The following is an 18846-nucleotide window of genomic DNA, read 5'->3' on the forward strand; positions in this document are numbered from 1 at the left end:
TATATCTCTATCATGGGCGCAATGACGATTATATTATAAATGACAATCCCCTCACCAAATTGTAACAATAATTGCGTATATTCATCTAAACATAAAAGCTCACATCATGAAAAGCTTTGAAGAATATACCTTAATTATTGGAGCCATCGCTGTATTAATAGAAGCAGTGAAATACTTCAAAAAGAATTTCAAATCCTGGTTTGAGCATACTTAGTATGCTCGTTTCATCGTCATTGCGAGAAGGCTTTTTCAGCCGACGAAGCAATCTTTCTAGGGGATAAAAATCGATCTTAAAATCCTGATTAATCCTGGCTCTTCTTAATCAACCTGGCCACAAACATCGTATCAGCATTATTTTCATAACCTTTTATCAATTCCATCTTTTCCAGCTCCAGTGGTAATGTATCAACAATATGCTGAACAACAGCTTCGTTTTCTTGTTCAAAAGCTGAACAGGTAATATAAATTAGTGGTTTACCTGGCTTTAAGTATTTCACCACGTTTTGTACAATACCTTTTTGAATGCCCGCAAACTGATTAATTTTGCGTTCTTCGAAAAAAGTTAGCATTTCTGGCGTTCTCCCCCAGGTCCCTGAACCAGTACAAGGTGCATCAAGGATAATCCCGTCAAATTGATAGTGGTGCAAAATCTGATCATTGTTCTGCAAAAGATCGATCTCTTTTTTATGGTATTTTTTGATGCCTGCCAAACGGAAACGCTCATCCAGGTTCAACAGCACACTTTCACGTAAATCAGAAACCAAAAGTTCGATAACTGGCTCCAAACTATGCAAAAGCAGGGTTTTGCCTCCCGACGCCGCACAGCAATCCCACCATTTATCCCATTTATTGGGTTTGAAATATTCACCCGTGTGCTGTGAGGATAAATCCTGAACCTGATAGGTTCCTTCTTTCAAAATGCTTTCGAGTTTGGTACCATTAGGTAAAGCCAAAGCGGTAGCAGAAATTGCTTTTACCGGAATACTTTCCTCCTCTAGTTTTGCAACAATTGAAGAAGAATCGCTGGCTGCCACCCTGATGAATAGGTCTGGCTGTCTGAAAAAAGAGGTAAAAAATGCTTCTTTATCAATATCCCCAGAAAGGCTGGCGTGAAAAGGATAAACTTCTTCAATATCAAAGTCAGGGTATTTCGATTTAATCAGGCTTAATTTCTCCTCTAAGGATAAAGTAATACTTTCCACCAGGTCTGGCAAATTTTTCTCTACCAGCTGACTCAAGGTTGTATGGCATAAAAAATCGGCAATACTCAACCGTTCTTCATTCGGCAGCGCAGACAAAGCCTTACCCAACCTAAAAAAGCTATAAATATGGCGTGTGGCCCATCTTCTATCAGACGAACCCATTTGCTTATGCTGCTTAAAATAAGCGGGTAGAAAGCGATGTAAGGGCAAACTTCCATCATAACTACTTAAAATTTGTTCAAAGGCTCTTAACTGATGGTCTGCTCTCATGCAATAATTAAAAATGGAAGGAATGATTGGTTACTCAACAATATTCAAGGCGAAGTTTTTATACTTCAGCAACATTAAACTGGTGTTAATATAACCTAATTTTTCATCATGGATAAATGAAAAGTTATTATGAAGCCCTTTATATTTCTCCTTTACGATATAATCCCTGTAATCTTCGCCATAATTCACCAATAGTTTGCCGAAATAATAACCTACATCAAAACCTTTGAAAGCATATTCGCCAGGTTCAAAGCCATATCTATAACGGTATTTTTTGATAAATGTAACTACAGCACTATTCTTATAATCTATTTTATAGGACGAACTGATGACCGTATTAAGGTCTTGTAGTTTATCGGCCGAATAATTCTGTTTTACCCAGTTGGGATGACCGAAAAGATTAATAGCATAACCTCCAGCTGGCAGGTTCTTTAACTTATAAAGCTTTTCCACTGTCGGCAATACAAAAGCACGGTCAGACGAAGTTAAAATAACAGCATATTGTTTGCCTCTGATCATTTTGGTTTCGAAAGCATAGGCTGATGCATATTCCTGAACAATAAATTTGCCATTACTTTGGAAATAGCTCCTAATTGGAGCAGCAAAAGCTTCATCTTCCGTTTTTCTCGGGTTAATGAGCACTACTATTGTGTTTGCAGGATTGAAGTTTTTAGTGATATAAGTACTGATCTTTTTTCCATGCAAACCTATATTGTTAACCACTGAAACGAGGTTCGGGTTGTTAAATTCGCCTGGATCGGTTGCAGCCAATGGCGAAACAATGGTTGCATTGTTTTCTTTGGCATAGTTGGCTATAAACTTCAATCCCTCTGGAAAAACCGGACCAATAATTAAATTGCTCTGTTTAAACCGTTCATTTTTATACAAAGTAGAAATATGTGCATTATCATCCTGGGTATCAAAAACATTGAGCTTAAAGTTTAAACCCTGGGCCGCAGCAGAATCCAGCCCCAACTTAAAACCCTGATAAAAATCGATAGGCATGGCGTATTTCTCAATATCAGCCTTTGTAGCCGCTTTTAAGTTCAGCTCATCCAGCTTAAAAGGTATAAGCAGCGAAACACTGGCCTGTGTAAACTTTTTGATAGGCTTTTTATCTGCTGGTTTTTCCTTCTCAGTTGGTTTACTCGTCTCAGGCTTAGGTGTTCTCACTTTTGGCGAACAAGCACTTAAAACCAACATCAACAAAACGGGCAACCCGTAAACCTTCTTAAAATTCATACCTATCGTTTTTAACAAAATATGCTAGCAAAGTTTATTCCACCTTGCTAGCATAATCATATTATTTTGTATAAAGACTCCCGACTAAAGACTCAGGACTCTGGACTAAAAACTATTCCCACTCAATTGTTGCAGGCGGTTTAGAGCTGATATCGTATACCACTCTATTAATACCTTTAACTTTATTAATGATTTCGTTAGAAATTTTAGCCAATACCGGATAAGGCAAATGACACCAATCTGCAGTCATACCGTCTAATGATTCAACTGCTCTTAATGCAATTACATTTTCGTAGGTACGCTCATCACCCATTACTCCTACAGATCTCACTGGCAAAAAGATTGCTCCTGCCTGCCATACCTGATCGTAAAGACCTGCTTCTTTCAGGTTATCGATATAAATTTTATCAGCATCCTGTAAGATAGCTACTTTTTCGGCAGTAACCTCACCAATGATACGGATACCTAAACCTGGTCCCGGGAAGGGGTGACGGCCTAAGATAAACGATTCTAAACCTAAAGCGGTACCTACTCTTCTTACTTCATCTTTAAACAATGTTTTAAGTGGCTCTACTACTTTAAGTTTCATAAAATCTGGCAAACCGCCTACATTGTGGTGCGATTTAATGGTTGCCGATGGTCCTTTAACGGAAACAGACTCGATGATATCAGGATAAATGGTTCCTTGTGCCAGCCATTTCACATCTTGTATCAGGTGAGATTCTTCGTCGAAAACTTCGATAAAAACACGACCAATGATTTTACGTTTTTGCTCCGGATCTTCTACTCCAGCCAATTGACTTAAGAATTTATCTTTTGCATCAACACCTTTAATGTTCAATCCGAAATCTTTGTATTGTTCTAAAACACTCTCATATTCGTTTTTACGCAATAAACCATTATCAACAAATATACAGTGTAGGTTTTTGCCAATAGCTTTATGTAAAAGCACCGCAGCAACGCTACTGTCAACACCTCCTGAAAGGGCTAACACAACCTTATCATCACCTACAGTTGCTTTTATATCAGCAATCGTAGTATCAACAAAGGCAGCAGAAGTCCAATCCTGACTACAACCGCAGATATCAACCAAAAAGTTTTCTAAAAGAATTTTTCCATCAATACTGTGTGTTACCTCCGGGTGGAACTGGATGGCATAGGTATCAGAATCTTTAATGTGATAAGCGGCCACTTTTACACTATCGGTACTGGCAATTAATTCGAAATTTTCAGGGATATCGGTAATGGTATCGCCATGGCTCATCCAAACCTGCGAACCAAGGTTAATGCCTTTGAATAATTTATTCTCCTGGTTTACAAAGTTTAAGTTTGCACGGCCATATTCGCGTGTTGAAGAAGGCTGAACCGAACCACCAGAATGTTGGGCAATATATTGTGCACCATAACAAACCGCCAGTAATGGATATTTTAAATGGTATTTTGATAAATCGATTTGAGGGGCATCTTCCTGGCGAACAGAATAAGGACTTCCCGAAAATATAACTCCTTTTACATCAGGCGTAACCTCAGGAAGATTATTATATGGATATATTTCACAGTAAATATTTAGTTCGCGAACCCTACGAGCGATGAGTTGTGTAAATTGCGAACCAAAATCGACGATAATGATTTTTTCTTGCATCCGCAAAGGTACCAATTAGATATGAGATTTGAGAGGGGAGATTTGAGATTTTTGAAGGAAAAAGTTTGGCGCTTAGCGCATAGTGTTTGACGTTAATTAATCTTTTTAAAAAAATTAACAGAACAAAAAGAAATTAGAAAATTACCAGATAACCTTTAAACCTGCCGATTGGTATTTATTAATATTTTCATCTTTGCTGATTAAAGTAATATCATTCTGAATGGCCTGCCATATTAACATCCTGTCAAATGGATCTTTATGCCAGATGGCATTTAATTTATAATGACTTGCTGCCAGCTCTGGTGAAACCGGCATTAAGTCAAAGCCCAAATCTTTTGCTTGGCTCGTTAATTCATGGGGCTTTAAACCTATAAGATTAAGTTTACCAAGTGCATATTTTAAAGATATTTCCCAAAGACTAATCGCACTTACATTAATTGTATTTTCATTATTTTCAATAATAGAAAATGCTTGCTCCGAAATCTTTTTTGTATCAATAATTGTCCACAAAAACACATGTGTATCTAACAAATAAATCATAACCCTAAAAGTTCTTCATCTGTCATGGCAAAATCGTCATTGAAAATCACCTGAGCTTTTCCTTCTAGAGGGCCTAATTTTCTTTTACCTTTATTTTTGCCAGATTCCGGAAGAAAATAACCAATAACTTCTTTCTTTCTTCCATAAGTTACTGCAATACCAATACCCGCTTTAACATCTTCAAGTACTTCAGAAAAGTGAGCTTTAAATTCCCCAACCGACATTGTTTTCATAACTAATATTCTTATAATCAAATATAAATAAAACTTGACAAGTTGTCAAGATAAAAAAATTTTATGATTTTAATAGAACTATTCACCGATGAACCAACCAGTAACCTTACGATTCCATCAAAACCACCTCTACCCCAAACTTCCTTAAAAAATCTACACCTTCATCACTTGGTAAACCTTTGTAGGCGGCATAGGATTTTGAATAGTACACCAGTTTAATTCCTGAAGATAAAATCAACCTGGCACAAGCAATACAAGGTGATAATGTAGTGTACAAGGTACAACCTTCTATCTTCGACCCATTTTTAGAAGCATAAAGGATTGCATTTTCTTCAGCATGTAATGCCAAAGAACAGCTGCCCTTACTATCACGTGCACAACCATGCTCTGGCCATTCTTCATCACAATTATGCGTACCTGCAGGCGGGCCATTATAACCGATAGAAATAATGCGGGTATCTTTTGTTAACACTGCACCAACATGGGCACGCACGCAATGCGAACGGGCAGCCAGATCGGTAGCAAGGTTCATAAATATGGTATCGAAGCTTGGTTTGTCTGTCATGTATAAAATCAAAAAAGCCACAGGGCATTTAATCCCTGTGGCTACAAAAATACTTTATTAAAAATTAATGTCCGCCAGAAAGTTTCTTGTCGAAACTAATTCCCTGAGATCTTAAAATACCACTTACTCTCCAAGCATAAAAAGCTAAATAAGAGAAACAGATAATACCCACCACATAACTGTATTGAATACCAGTAAATTCTGATACCGCACCCTGTGCCCAGCTAATGATACCACCACCCATAATCATCATAATCAAAAAGCTACTGCCCTGACTGGTGTGTTTACCCAAACCGCTTACGGCCAAAGTAAAGATACAAGGCCATAATGTACTGCAGAATAAACCTACACTTGTAATGGCATAAACACTAGTCATACCAGTAGTAAACATTCCAATCAATAAGGCAGTGATGCCGATAGCTGAAAAGATCAACAGCATACGTGCAGGATTTCCTTTACTTGCCATATCCGCCGCAATTAATACCAGAATAATCAAGGCGTATACGTAAAAAGGAGCCAGATCATGTTTCGCAATAGCATTAACTGCTAAAAATATCCCGAATGCTAAATAAGGCGCAATAAACCTTAATATTTTTTGTGTGCTTACATTATCGGTAAAAGCCTCAACGGCACCTGTCCAACGACCGATCATCATACTTGCCCAATATAAGGAGATGTAAGGCGCAATATCTTTAATGGCAAAACCAAGATCTTTTTCCATGTAAGCAGGTAAATTACTTGCAGTTGATACTTCGACACCTACATAAACAAAAATAGCAATCATCCCCAAAACCAATTGCGGGTATTTCAATGCTGAGCCCTTAATCGATTTAGTATCTTCAGACGAAGCTTCCACCAAAGTAGGTCGATCAGGTAAAGAAGATAATTTCAGGAAAATAGCAACAGCAATAAAAGCTACACCCAAAATAAGGTAAGGAATTTTAACACTTTCAATACTGATATCCGTACTTGCATTTGCTGCAGAACCAAAAATAGCAAAACTCACAATAAGCGGACCTATGGTTGTACCAAAGTTGTTAATACCGCCGGCCAAGGTTAATCGCTGCGAACCAGTTGTTATTGGCCCTAATGCAATTGCCAAGGGGTTGGCAACCGTTTGTTGTAACGAGAAACCCAGTGCCACAATAAATAAACCTGAAAGCATTAAAGGAAATGAGTGCAGGTTTGCAGCAGGATAAAATAATAAGGTTCCAAGCGCAGAAATAACCAATCCTAGTGCCAATGAGTTTTTATAGCCCAGTTTGTTTACAATATCTTGTCCTATTAACACAGAAATACCATTATAAATTAAAGCACCCACCGTGTAAGCAATGTAAAATGCAAGCGACACCAGCTGACTTTCAGCTTGCGATAAATCAAAAGCTTTTTTAAATACCGGTATTAGGATATCGTTACTCGCGGCCACAAAGCCCCAAAAAAAGAATACCGTGACCAAGGGAATAAACTGCCCCCACTTGGTTTGTGTTTGTTCTGAACTCATTTTTAAAATTTAGTTTTAGTGGCTCTAAACATAAATAAAAAAAAATGAAAACCAGTAAATTTTATGCAACCCGTGCAACAAAAATAAATGTTATATGTTTAGGTATAAAATTGCATATTCGCATATTATAAACAATACAATGCATGTTTGAAGCCATATTACTAGGAATAGGAGCAGGGATTATTTCGTCGTTTTTAACAGGGCCGGTATTTTTTGCAATGATCAAAACCAGCATAGAGCGGGGTTTTAAAGCTGGGTTTTCTTTGGCTGTTGGTGTGATTATCAGCGACATAATCTTAATTGGCTTGGTCCTTTTTGGCAGCCAGTTTTTTGATTACAAAGCAGAATTTGATAAATATGTAGGCTCTATTGGGGGCCTATTTTTGTTAGCGGTAGGGATCTATTACCTGGTTTCTAAAATAACCGTACATTACGATAGTTCAACCTTACAAAAAGTGAGTAAAAGAGGTTATGTCATAAAAGGATTTCTGATGTGTATCCTCACTCCTTCTACCCTCATGTTCTGGATTATTGTTAGCGGAATCATCTCTGTTAAGCTCAATAACATGCTTAATGAGAAATTGGTCTGCTTTTTTATCGCCATGGCCACCCAATTGGCTATCGATGGTGCTAAGAGTTTTTACTCCAGCAAACTCCGTTATAAAATAAAAGAAGATGCGTTGAAGAAACTCAATAAAATTGCCGGTGTGGTCATCATCTTTTTTGCTTTCTGGCTGATCATTAAAACTTATCTAAAATTTTACGCATAACTCTTTTCCTAGATAGGTGCAATTAGATGTTTTAGGTGTTTAAATATTTTTTTTGAAAAGCAGGTGCAGTAAAACTATTATTGTTAGTCCTGCCAATGCTGCAAGTCCTCGGCAAATGAAGGATTTGCCTCCGGGCTTTCCGCGAATGTCAGGTTTAATTAGGAGAAGCAAGCAACATTAAATGAAGATGAAAACCTGCTTCGTTTCTTCATGCCTTAGTGGTAACACGAAAATGTCCCTTGGTAAAACATATCTAAAGTTTTACGCATAATATATTCCCTTCTAAACTTAGATGTGCTTAGATGCCTAAGGTGGTCAAACATTTTTTGAAAAGCAAGTACAGTACAACTATTATTGTTAGTCCTGCCAATGCTTCAAGTCCTCGGCAAATGAAAGATTTGCCTCCGGGCTTTCCGCGAATGTCAGGTTTAGGGGGTAAGGCAATAAAAAGAATGTCAGGGAAGCAATGCGAGTGGTTCGTGAGGACACGAACCACGGAGTCGGGCGTTAACTGCCAATTATAAAAAACCCCTTTTGTGTCTTCGTGCCTTTGTGGTCAAAAAAACAAGCATAAAAAAATAGCCCATATTACTATGAGCTATTTGTTATTCAAGCCCCTTCAGGGGATTTAGGGGCTAATAAGCCCTTTGGTTATTTCCTTCTTTCCAGTTAACAAAAGCTTTGTTTACCACTTTGTTACCGCCCGGGGTTGGATAATTTCCTGAGAAATACCAGTCACCTTTATTTTTCGGACAAGCTTCGTGCAGGTTCTCTAAACTCTGGTAAATTACTTCAACCTCAGCAACAGTACCTTTTGGGGTAATAATCTGAGCAATTTTAGCCGAAATTTCTTCCGGGGTAAATGGTTTATAAATTTCTTTAACGTGGTTTACAATTTCCTCTTTCGGTAAAAGTAACGAAGCTTTACATTTAGTATAAACATCTTCAATTACCTGCCACATGCCACGTTCAGTAAGCAATTGGATTGCCGCATCAAAAGCCACAAACTGACCCATCCGGCTCATATCGATACCATAACAATCCGGGTAACGGATCTGAGGTGCAGAAGAAACAATAATAATCTTTTTAGGATGTAAACGGTCTACAATTTTAATGATACTCTGTTTTAAGGTAGTACCACGAACGATAGAATCATCCAAAGCCACTAAAGTATCCTGGTGATTGTTGATAATACCATAAGTGGTATCATAAACGTGTGCCACCATTTCGCTACGATCAGCATCCTGGGTAATAAAAGTCCGCAGTTTTACATCTTTTACCGCAAGTTTTTCAACGCGTGGTGCAAGCGACAATAAATCGTCTAATTGCTCATCCGTTAACTGTTCTTTTTTATGTAAGAGGACTTCCTTCTGATGATTGCGCACATAACGTTGTACGCCATCAACCATCCCGAAAAACGCAACTTCAGCAGTATTCGGAATAAAAGAGAAAACCGTATTTTTTAGATCGTAATTAACCGCTTTCAAAATTTTATCGCTCAATAAACGGCCAAGCTGTTTACGTTCGCGGTAAATCTCCACATCACTTCCTTTTGAGAAATAGATGCGTTCGAATGAGCAAGATAATCTTTCGGTAGGCTCGCGGAACTGCTCCATGCTCACCTCACCATTTTTCTTAATGATTAAAGCATGACCAGGATCGATCTCTTTAACATCTTTAAACTGGATATTAAATGCAGTTTGTAAAGCTGGCCTTTCGGAAGCCGCTACTACAATCTCATCGTCATAATAATAATATGCCGGACGGATACCTGCCGGATCGCGCATAATAAACGAATCGCCATTACCCACCATACCACAGATCGAATAACCTCCATCCCAGGTTTTGGCAGAGCGGCGAAGGATATTCGCGATATCTAAATTATCAGATATTTTGTGCGTAATCGCAACGTTATCGTGCCCTTCTTTTTTGTAATGATCAAAAAGCTCCTGGTTTTCATCGTCCAAAAAGTGACCGATTTTTTCCAATACCGTAACGGTATCTGCTTTTTCTTTTGGATGCTGACCTAACTCGTACAATTGCTCTAATAACTCATCAACATTGGTCATGTTAAAGTTACCTGCGATTACCAGGTTACGCGTCATCCAGTTGTTTTGCCTTAAAAAAGGGTGGCAATTTTCAATACTGTTTTTACCATGTGTACCATAACGCAAATGGCCCATTAACACCTCGCCGATAAAGCTTACGTTGTTTTTGAGCCATTCTGTATCCTGCATTAATTCAGGTGTGTTTTCCTGGATATCAACAAATTTGTTCTGTACATATTCGAAGATATCTGCTACCGCATTTGATGCCATGCTCCGGTATCGGCTAATGTACCTACTGCCCGGTTTCATATCCAGCTTAATGGTGGCAATACCTGCGCCATCCTGGCCCCGGTTATGCTGTTTCTCCATTAAAAGGTATAATTTGTTAAGGCCGTAAAGTGCTGTACCGTACTTTTGCTGGTAGTAAGAAAGTGGTTTTAACAGGCGAATAAAAGCGATTCCGCATTCGTGTTTTATCTGATCACTCATTGTGTGGGTTTGAAGCCGCAAAGTTATCCTTTTAAACCATTACAACCTAAACAAAAATGTTTTCTTTTAAGATGATGAGTTTAAGCTGACAGATGTGCCAAATGTACGTTGAGCTGCCTTTCTTACTTAAAATCGTGTATTATTAATTAGAATCTTTCTAAATAATTTGCATAGTTAGTGTAAAATTAACACTTTTGCGCTATTATTAAGATTTAGTCTAAATTGAAGAAACTTTACACATCCTTATTATTCTTTTTTATTTGCTTCACTGCGCTGGCGCAAATAAGAAACGTTGTGGTCGGAAAAGTAACCGACCCGCAGAACAAGCCGTTAGAACTTGTTAACATTAAAATTGTAGAAACCAACCAATATGCCATAACTGATAAGAATGGTTTATTCAGGGTAAATGGAACAGAAACGAACAACATTTTAACGTTGGAATTCTCGTTCATTGGTTTTCAAAGGTTAAGATTACCGTTAACCGTTAAAGAAGGCGAAACCAATTTGGGCAATATTGCTTTAAAAGTGCTTGATTTAAGTTTAGAGAACATTGAGATCAATGCCAAAAGGAATTATACGGGCCAAACCAACTCATCATTAATCATTACGAGAGATTTAATTGAACAAACACCTGCGTTGAGTGTAAACGATTTATTAAACCAGATTCCGAATAGAAAAATTCAGCCGCCATCTTTACAATCGGTACAAAACCTTAATCTCAGGTCTGCCTATGAGCTGACTACTACAGGTAAAGGTGCATTTGAACTGAACAATGCATTTGGTATAGCCATTGTAATGGATGGAAACGTGATCAGCAATGATGCCAACATGCAAAGTTATAATCCATTGAAAACAGGTGTTAGCGGATCATTTGTTAGGGGTTCGTACACCAATTTTGGTTTAAAAGGAGCTGATAGCCCATCTATAAATGGTTTTCCTGTTACAAGTTATTCTGGCGATTATACATTTGGAGGTACCGATTTAAGACAAATCCCGGCAGATAATATTGAAAGTATAGAAATTATTGCTGGGGTTGCTCCTGTAAAATATGGAAACTTAACCGATGGTGCTGTAATTATTGAGCGCCAGGCAGGTAAATCGCCGGCTTATGTTCGCATGCAATTAAGGGATAATGCAACATCCTATAGTTTTTCAAAAGGTTTTCAGTTATCCCCTAAACTCGGTGCCCTTAATGTAGGTGTAAATTATGTCAATTCATTTCAGGACAACAGGGATAAATTAAAAGCTTACCGACGTGTAAATACCAACGCCATGTGGACAAATAGCTTTGGTACCGCCAAACAATTAAAAAATACACTGAGCGTAGATTACGGCAAAAACTTAGATGGCATTAAACAGGATCCTGACGACCCGAAGAGTACAAAAACCCGGTTTGATAGCTGGAACTTTAGTGTAGCCAACCGTAGTAATTACCGCTTCGGAAATGGTTTTTTGAAAAACGTAGGTTTAAACCTGAGGTATTCGGAAGGGCACCAGGTAAGTTACGAGGAACAATTGATTAATGAAGCATTTGTTGCCTATACTACAGCAACAACTACTGGTATCCACGAAGGAACTTACGACACGGGAGTTTATACAGCAAAATCATTGATTGATGGTAGACCGATTACCGCTAATGCAAACCTGGATTTTACCGGAGGATTTGAAACCGGTAACCTTGTTCATAATATCTCATTCGGTGGAAGTTTTAGTTATAGCGCTAATAAAGGTTTAGGACAAACCATAGATCCTAATGAACCACGGAGCGGAACAAAGGTTGTAACTACATCTTTATCGACCACGAGTTCGGAAAGGTTTTATGACTATAGATTGGCCTTGGCACAAAAAAATCTTGGTTTTTATATTGAAGATGTATTCACAACCAAAATATGGGAAAAACCCTTAAATGTAAGGGCCGGTGTAAGATCAGACCTTCAAAATGGATATGGTTCATTTGCTCCACGAACAAATATTAATTATGAACTGAACAAAAATGTACGTTTAGGACTTGCTTATGGTTTATCGTTTAAAGCACCAGGACTTGCCCAACTGTACCCTGGGCCAACATTTTATGAAATCCCTTTACTAAGCGCTTATAATGGAAAAGTTAACGAAAGTACATATCTGGTTTATGTAGATCGTTTTGTTCCAACTGCTGCGAACCTGAAACCATCAAAGAGCGAAAGTATAGAGTTATCAGCCCAGATTAAATTGGATAAATTTAACTTATCGATTACTGCATTCAATAAAAAATCAAGAGATGGTATAAATACTTCGCAAAATATGCTGGCAGTACTTTTACCAACTTATACAGCAACCCTAAACCCAGGGGCAAAGCCAACTATTACAGAAAATGGCAGCAAATACTATGCGGTTAACCATTACGAATTTAAAAACGATCTTTCTTCAGATAATCAGGGTTTTGAGATGATATTGAATACCCCTGAAATAAAATCGTTAAAAACATCATTTAATGTTAGCAGTGGCTTGTTTGCCACAAGATATGGTTCAAAATCGAACACAATTACAAGCAAAATACCTACAACAATATCAACCGATCCTAATTATGCTTTTTTTGGTGTTTATGAACCTTTAAACAAGCGGACTTATTACAGCAATGGCCGTATCACAAGCATTACACATATCCCAAAATTGAGTTTAGTAATACAATTTGTTGCCGAATTTGACCTGTTAAGTAAAACAGTGCAAGAGGAAAGTTCGAGGATTCCGATCGGCTATTATACAAGAGACAATAGGTACATCGCTATATCAAATTTCGATAAAGGTAATACATCTTATGGCCATTTGTACATCACACCACAAGAGCAAACAGAAAATGATCTACCAAAAATCATCTCAAACTATCACTTCAGCATTGCCAAAGAAATTAAAAAGCGGTTCAAATTTGCCTTTAATGTTTACAATATATTTAATTATCAACCTTATTATATCAGTGGCACTACCTACAGATTTCCAAATAGTGCTCCAACATTCGGTGCAGAATTATCATTAAAACTATAATAATCCGTGATATGAAAAAATTATTAATATTTCTTCTTTCGGCAATCGTTATTTCCGGATGTAAAAAAAATCAGGAGCCGGAGATAAAACCTGTCGATCTCAAAATAGCAACTAAATATGCTTCAGATGAGATTGGGAAAAAGCTGCCCTTATTGGATATAAAAATCGATATAAAAAATATCAATACCAACGTATCCCAAACATTAAAAACAGATCCAACCGGTACGGCATCGCTTTCGGGTATCGCCCAGGGCAAATATGATATTAGCGCAAGCATTACCATTTCTGCTGCTAACTACACCAGTTTAACCGGCGAAATCGTTGATAAACCAATAATATTTAATGCTTCGAGTAAAAATCTTACCATTACCCAAAGCAATGCAGGAAATATCCAGCTTAACCTGGTATCGGGCACCATAGGCAACTGGCTTATCAAACAAATTTATTATGCCGGTTCCAATACAACTACGGGAGCAAGTTTCCGCGATCAGTTTATTGAAATTTACAACAATACGGACTCTGTACTTTATGCCGACAGCTTATATATCGGCGAATTAACAGGAAAACAGAACTACACAGGCTCGACCTATTATACCCAACCTAATGGACAGTATGATTGGAATAAATCGCAGAACATGCCATCCAATGTAGATGCAAACAATGATTACATTTATCCCCGGGCCCTGTTAATGATCCCCGGAACAGGAAAACAATATCCTGTTCAGCCGGGTAAAAGTATTGTAATTGCACAAACAGCCATCAATCATAAAGCGCCTTTTACAGGTAGCGATGGTAAAACAATTACGGTACGGGATCCTTCGTTAACCATCGATTTAAGCGGTGCTGATTTTGAAGCTTACTATGCTCCATTTCTAGCTAAACCTCTTGCTTCTGATGTAGACAATCCTGCGGTACCAAATGTTGAAGTACTATCTTACTTTGGTACAGATTTAATTTTAGATGCACCAGGCAGAACAGGTTATGCCATATTTAAAGGCGATGGTATTACCGAAGTTAAAAAATTACCTCAATTCCCTTACCCAACTATTGCTTTGCCATCATCAGGAGCAGATAAATATTATCAGATTCCGAACAAACTGATTATTGATGCCGTAGAAATACAACCAAGTACAGCTTCGGCAAGGGTGCCAAAAAAACTGGTGGCTTCGTTAGATGCAGGCTACACTTATGTGCCCAATAGCTCTTACAGTTCTCAATCTGTAATCAGAAAAACAGCCGCAACAGAAAACGGCAGGATCATTTTAAAAGATACAAACAATTCTTCTGAAGATTTTGATTATTTCACATTAGCCAACCCAAGAGGATTTAAATAACTATAAATACCTAACCGATTTTTTATCAATGATCGGTTAATCAATATACAAGATGAAAAAAATATTTTTATTATGGTTGTCCACACAATGTTTATGTTCAGTAGTTTTTGCCCAGCACATAGATACATCTGCAACCAATATCAGTTTAAAAAACAAATTATTTAATATTGATTCAGTTTCATTTAACGGATATGAATTTGCCAAAAACTCTCCTTTTAATATTAATGATTTAATGCCTGCCAAATACAGTTCTATTAATTTAGGCTACGTTTACGCTAAAGGGACTTTAATGGCTGCACAGGATGCGAGTAAGTTTAACTCAATGTTTTTAAAAACCGAAGGTATTACCAAACTAAAGGAATTAAATCTTTGGGGCTCTTTCAGCTATACAAAAACATTTGAGGATAGCACTATTTATAACCACCAAACCAGAAATACCCCTACAGCACCTTATTATTTTGGATCCCCAATCAACTCAAGTTACGAACGGGTTGTTTATAACCTAAAAACACTTGCAGAAAAGAATTTAATCAATAAAAATTTGCCCATCGGTGTCGGTGCAGATTATAGGATAGGAAATCACTTCTCTACAAATGATCCAAGGGGTTCGGTTAATGACTTTCAGTTAAATTTAGTTGGAACCCTAGGTTATACTTTCTTCGATCAGCTAAAAATAGGTGCAGCATATCGCTATGGATATGGTCAGGAGCGATTTAATATTGCCTATAAATCTACAAGCTACTCGCAGGTTACGCTACTCCCTGCATATTATAATTATTTGATTGAAGGTTATGGTGAGGCATATATAAAAACTACGGCCATGGGTTATAAAGACGATCAAAAACGCAGTGGAATAGATGGATATTTAAACTTCACCAAATCAATGTTTGGAGATTTTTATTTTACGTATGCCTATCTAAATGAGAAACAAAGATTTTTAGATACCAGCAGCGAAGGTTTTACTTATTTTGATGACTTTGACCTAAAAACAAATACATTTTCTTTATTATGGCTAAAGCATTTAAAGAATAGTAAATTTTCTGCAGTTGTTAGTTATGCCAATACTGAAGGTAAAGATTTAAACTACGTTTATATGGCCAATAACTATATATACAACCACAATATTTTATCGTTAAAAACCAATTTATCAGTTAACAAAAACAACAACATCTATAATTATTTTATCAATACGAACCAATACGAAGAGCAAAGGAAAGATGGTTTAACAGGCAATGACGTTCAATACAATAGGTTGGATTTACATGTTGGATTTGGCTATAATAGAATAATTAAAAACAACAATATTTTAGGTTTTAGCTTAACAGGAATTTACAATATACCGTTAAATAATTACTTTAACATACCAGCTGTCAACATCGGTCAATTTACGCAAAGAGTAATTTATTTTGATTATATCTATAACACTTCGACCAGACTTGGAGGAAGCCTTACAGCAGATTATAGCTTTAAAGTATTTAATGAGATTCAGGCTGGGCTAAAAGCTAGTGCCACCTATTTAAATAAGGAAAAGGCAAAAGACAATAATTTTACTTACACCCCCGGCAAAGATCGTTTTTCTTCCAATATCAGCTTAAACCTGTATTTTTAGCCCATGAATAAAATTTTTGCCCTTCTTGCTTTGGCCCTCACCGGATTAATCTTATTTTCTTTTCAATCGGCCGATTTTAACGACGACGACGAACTGAGTATAGATAGCTTGCGCAAAGTTTATTCTAAACCTACCGATCAATGGCCAAAACCAACGGTAGATAAGGGTGCGGTATTTCAGGAACTGGGTGAACTTCCACCCTCTCCTGTTGATTTAAAAAACGATTCGGTAAAAAATGTGGTGGAGCTGGGTAAAATTTTGTTTTTCGATCCGCGTTTATCGGGTTCGAACCAGATTTCGTGTTCGAGCTGCCATGCACCAGATTTACATTGGACGGATGGCCGCCAGGTTTCAATCGGACACGATCATTTGGCCAATATCCGCAATGCCCCTTCTTTAGAAAATGTTTGGTTTTACAAGCGCCTATTTTGGGATGGCCGGGCTACAAATTTAGAAGAACAGGCCGGAAGTCCTGTTGCTGCGCACAATGAGATGCACCAGGATATGAAAGCCTTGCCTAAAAAGCTGAGCAAAATTAAAGGCTATCAACCTTATTTTAAGTCTGCATTTGGCTCAAAGGAAATTACCAACAAAAGAATTTTCGAAAGCCTGGCTACTTTTCAACGCAGTATTGTAAGCAGAAGAACACCTTTCGATCGTTTCCTGGCGAAAGATAAAAAAGCATTGACTGACCAACAATTAATGGGTTTACATTTATTCCGCACTAAGGCACGGTGCATTAATTGCCACAACGGACCATTATTTACCGACAACGAATTCCACAATGATGGTTTAACCTATTTTGGCCGCAAATATGAGGATCTAGGTTTATATAACGTTACCAGGAAACCAGAAGATGTAGGCAAGTTTAAAACCCCGGGCTTAAGAAACGTAATGAAAACGGCTCCCTGGTTTCATAATGGTTTATTTCCGGATATGGATGGGGTGATGAATATGTACAATGTGGGTATGCCAAATCAACGTGTAAAAGCCGAGCAAGTAAATGATCCTCTGCTACCCAAAAACGATAAACTTTTAAAAGGTTTAAAACTGAGCATCGCCGAAAAAGATGCTGTAGTTGCTTTTTTAGAAGCGTTATCTTCGCCTACTGTACTTACACGTGTAGAGCAGTTGCCGCAGTAGTGAGTTAAATCCAAAGTCGGGAGTCCTTAGTCAGTAGTCTGATTAATAGCTTTAAAGGGATAATAAACTTAGAAATTTTCCTACCATCGGTGGCAACAAATCATGAGTTGGCAGTTTACAATTTAGCAATTATAACCATTCTTTTCAGTGAACAGTTAAACAATTTAAACAATTAACCGATTAACCGTCTCTACATTTTACCTGACGTCAACGCTTCTCCGAAAAATATCGAAGCATGTTCATCGAAAGCCAAAGGGTCTCCGCTGGTATAGAAATGTCTTTCGCCTTGTTTAGCCAGCTTTTCTTCGATTTCCGGGTGTCGGTCTAAATAATCGATTAAACTATCGGCTACAATCTCGCCTTGCGTTAAAACGTTGATATGATCGGGAAATACCTTTTTCAGTTTAGGCATTAATAAGGGATAATGCGTACAGGCCAGCAAAACACAATCGATATCCTTTGATTGACTCAATAACTGATCGCAATATTCATTAATAAAAAAATCTGCTCCCGATTGCAGGTGCTCATTATTCTCGATTAAGGGTACCCACATCGGGCAGCTCTGCTGGTAAACTTTGATGTCTGGAAAAAACTTATTGATTTCTAAGAGATAAGATTGTGAATTAACCGTTCCTCTTGTGCCCATTACACCAACCTGTTTGGTTTGGGTATAAGCATCAATTACTTCGGCCGTAGGCCTGATTACTCCCAATACCCTCCTATCTGGATATTTAGCTGGAAGATCTCTTTGCTGAATCGTTCTTAAGGCTTTTGCTGAAGCAGTATTACAAGCCAGGATGACCAACTGACATCCTTTTGCAAAAAGCCATTCTACGCACTCTAAAGTATATTTATAAATGGTATCGAAAGAGTGATCTCCATAAGGGGAACGTGCATTATCGCCCAAATAGATATAATTATAATCGGGCAATTTATCTGCAATGGAACGGAATACCGTTAAACCGCCGTAACCTGAATCGAAAATACCTATTGGTGAAGCCTGCATTGCGTTGGAAAGTTAAATGTTGAAAGAGGTTGTAAAGTTAGATGAAAAGTTGAAATGTTGGTATAGTTGGTATAGTTGGAATGTTGAGAAGTTAGTTGAAACGTTGGAAAGTTGAAATGTTTCAACGCATTATGAACAAAGCCTTCCAACCTTTAAACCTTTCAACATTAAAAACCTCTCTAAAACAAAAAAGCGGAACTAAGTTAGACTTAATTCCGCTGTATCGTATTT

14 protein-coding genes are annotated in these 18846 nt (G+C 37.6%); 5 read left to right on the forward strand and 9 right to left on the reverse strand.

What is annotated here, in order from left to right:
• Nucleotides 1–302: 302 nt before the first annotated feature.
• The 7 genes from U859_RS0123195 to U859_RS0123225 form a co-directional block, all read right to left on the reverse strand.
• A complete protein-coding gene (locus U859_RS0123195) occupies nucleotides 303–1472 on the reverse strand; it encodes an RNA methyltransferase (RefSeq protein ID WP_025145665.1) in 1170 nt (389 codons plus the stop codon).
• Between the two features lie 30 nt (nucleotides 1473–1502).
• Nucleotides 1503–2714 (reverse strand): ABC transporter substrate-binding protein, encoded by a 1212-nt coding sequence (locus U859_RS0123200; RefSeq protein ID WP_025145666.1) that lies wholly within the window; start codon nucleotides 2712–2714, stop codon nucleotides 1503–1505.
• A 112-nt stretch (nucleotides 2715–2826) separates the two neighbouring features.
• Nucleotides 2827–4356 (reverse strand): glutamine-hydrolyzing GMP synthase, encoded by a 1530-nt coding sequence (gene guaA, locus U859_RS0123205; protein ID WP_025145667.1) that lies wholly within the window; start codon nucleotides 4354–4356, stop codon nucleotides 2827–2829.
• A gap of 141 nt (nucleotides 4357–4497) precedes the next feature.
• Nucleotides 4498–4896, reverse strand: a complete 399-nt coding sequence (locus tag U859_RS0123210) for a type II toxin-antitoxin system VapC family toxin (RefSeq protein ID WP_025145668.1) — start codon at nucleotides 4894–4896, stop codon at nucleotides 4498–4500.
• On the reverse strand, nucleotides 4893–5129 hold the full coding sequence (locus tag U859_RS0123215) for a type II toxin-antitoxin system Phd/YefM family antitoxin (protein ID WP_025145669.1): 237 nt from the start codon (nucleotides 5127–5129) through the stop codon (nucleotides 4893–4895). Before U859_RS0123215 ends, U859_RS0123210 begins: the two co-directional genes overlap by 4 nt.
• Before the next feature lie 106 nt (nucleotides 5130–5235).
• Nucleotides 5236–5694 carry a deoxycytidylate deaminase gene (locus U859_RS0123220; RefSeq protein WP_025145670.1) on the reverse strand — a complete coding sequence of 153 codons (459 nt, stop codon included), beginning with the start codon at nucleotides 5692–5694 and terminating at the stop codon, nucleotides 5236–5238.
• Nucleotides 5695–5758: 64 nt separating this feature from the next.
• Nucleotides 5759–7195, reverse strand: a complete 1437-nt coding sequence (locus U859_RS0123225; RefSeq protein WP_025145671.1) for an MFS transporter — start codon at nucleotides 7193–7195, stop codon at nucleotides 5759–5761.
• A 143-nt stretch (nucleotides 7196–7338) separates the two neighbouring features.
• Here U859_RS0123225 and U859_RS0123230 point away from each other — a divergent pair, with 143 nt between their 5' ends.
• Nucleotides 7339–7965 (forward strand): LysE family translocator, encoded by a 627-nt coding sequence (locus U859_RS0123230; protein WP_025145672.1) that lies wholly within the window; start codon nucleotides 7339–7341, stop codon nucleotides 7963–7965.
• A gap of 635 nt (nucleotides 7966–8600) precedes the next feature.
• Here the strand turns inward: U859_RS0123230 and U859_RS0123235 are convergent.
• Nucleotides 8601–10502: a class II glutamine amidotransferase gene (locus U859_RS0123235; protein ID WP_025145673.1), complete on the reverse strand. Its 1902-nt coding sequence runs from the start codon at nucleotides 10500–10502 to the stop codon at nucleotides 8601–8603.
• Nucleotides 10503–10796: 294 nt separating this feature from the next.
• Here U859_RS0123235 and U859_RS0123240 point away from each other — a divergent pair, with 294 nt between their 5' ends.
• From U859_RS0123240 to U859_RS0123255, 4 genes are read left to right on the forward strand one after another with little or no spacing between them, the layout of a single operon-like run.
• On the forward strand, nucleotides 10797–13523 hold the full coding sequence (locus U859_RS0123240) for a TonB-dependent receptor domain-containing protein (RefSeq protein WP_025145674.1): 2727 nt from the start codon (nucleotides 10797–10799) through the stop codon (nucleotides 13521–13523).
• A gap of 11 nt (nucleotides 13524–13534) precedes the next feature.
• Nucleotides 13535–14857, forward strand: coding sequence for a DUF4876 domain-containing protein (locus U859_RS0123245; RefSeq protein WP_025145675.1), 1323 nt, complete (start codon nucleotides 13535–13537; stop codon nucleotides 14855–14857).
• Nucleotides 14858–14909: 52 nt separating this feature from the next.
• Nucleotides 14910–16466, forward strand: a complete 1557-nt coding sequence (locus tag U859_RS0123250) for a DUF6850 family outer membrane beta-barrel protein (protein ID WP_025145676.1) — start codon at nucleotides 14910–14912, stop codon at nucleotides 16464–16466.
• 3 nt (nucleotides 16467–16469) lie between these two features.
• Entirely contained in the window at nucleotides 16470–17609 is a 1140-nt protein-coding gene (locus U859_RS0123255) for a cytochrome-c peroxidase (protein WP_025145677.1), read from the forward strand.
• 190 nt (nucleotides 17610–17799) lie between these two features.
• Here the strand turns inward: U859_RS0123255 and murI are convergent, their stop codons facing one another.
• Nucleotides 17800–18615 carry a glutamate racemase gene (gene murI / locus U859_RS0123260; protein ID WP_025145678.1) on the reverse strand — a complete coding sequence of 272 codons (816 nt, stop codon included), beginning with the start codon at nucleotides 18613–18615 and terminating at the stop codon, nucleotides 17800–17802.
• Between the last annotated feature and the right edge of the window lie 231 nt (nucleotides 18616–18846).

It is taken from the genome of Pedobacter jeongneungensis (genome assembly GCF_000633455.1).
GTDB classification, from domain to species: domain Bacteria; phylum Bacteroidota; class Bacteroidia; order Sphingobacteriales; family Sphingobacteriaceae; genus Pedobacter; species Pedobacter jeongneungensis_A.

Excerpts from the sequence above, each read along its gene's own strand:
- U859_RS0123195 (WP_025145665.1), bottom strand. The coding sequence starts at position 1,472 with ATGAGAGCAGACCATCAGTTAAGAGCCTTTGAACAAATTTTAAGTAGT.
- U859_RS0123200 (WP_025145666.1), bottom strand. The coding sequence starts at position 2,714 with ATGAATTTTAAGAAGGTTTACGGGTTGCCCGTTTTGTTGATGTTGGTT.
- guaA (WP_025145667.1), bottom strand. The coding sequence starts at position 4,356 with ATGCAAGAAAAAATCATTATCGTCGATTTTGGTTCGCAATTTACACAA.
- U859_RS0123210 (WP_025145668.1), bottom strand. The coding sequence starts at position 4,896 with ATGATTTATTTGTTAGATACACATGTGTTTTTGTGGACAATTATTGAT.
- U859_RS0123215 (WP_025145669.1), bottom strand. The coding sequence starts at position 5,129 with ATGAAAACAATGTCGGTTGGGGAATTTAAAGCTCACTTTTCTGAAGTA.
- U859_RS0123220 (WP_025145670.1), bottom strand. The coding sequence starts at position 5,694 with ATGACAGACAAACCAAGCTTCGATACCATATTTATGAACCTTGCTACC.
- U859_RS0123225 (WP_025145671.1), bottom strand. The coding sequence starts at position 7,195 with ATGAGTTCAGAACAAACACAAACCAAGTGGGGGCAGTTTATTCCCTTG.
- U859_RS0123230 (WP_025145672.1), top strand. The coding sequence starts at position 7,339 with ATGTTTGAAGCCATATTACTAGGAATAGGAGCAGGGATTATTTCGTCG.
- U859_RS0123235 (WP_025145673.1), bottom strand. The coding sequence starts at position 10,502 with ATGAGTGATCAGATAAAACACGAATGCGGAATCGCTTTTATTCGCCTG.
- U859_RS0123245 (WP_025145675.1), top strand. The coding sequence starts at position 13,535 with ATGAAAAAATTATTAATATTTCTTCTTTCGGCAATCGTTATTTCCGGA.
- U859_RS0123250 (WP_025145676.1), top strand. The coding sequence starts at position 14,910 with ATGAAAAAAATATTTTTATTATGGTTGTCCACACAATGTTTATGTTCA.
- U859_RS0123255 (WP_025145677.1), top strand. The coding sequence starts at position 16,470 with ATGAATAAAATTTTTGCCCTTCTTGCTTTGGCCCTCACCGGATTAATC.
- murI (WP_025145678.1), bottom strand. The coding sequence starts at position 18,615 with ATGCAGGCTTCACCAATAGGTATTTTCGATTCAGGTTACGGCGGTTTA.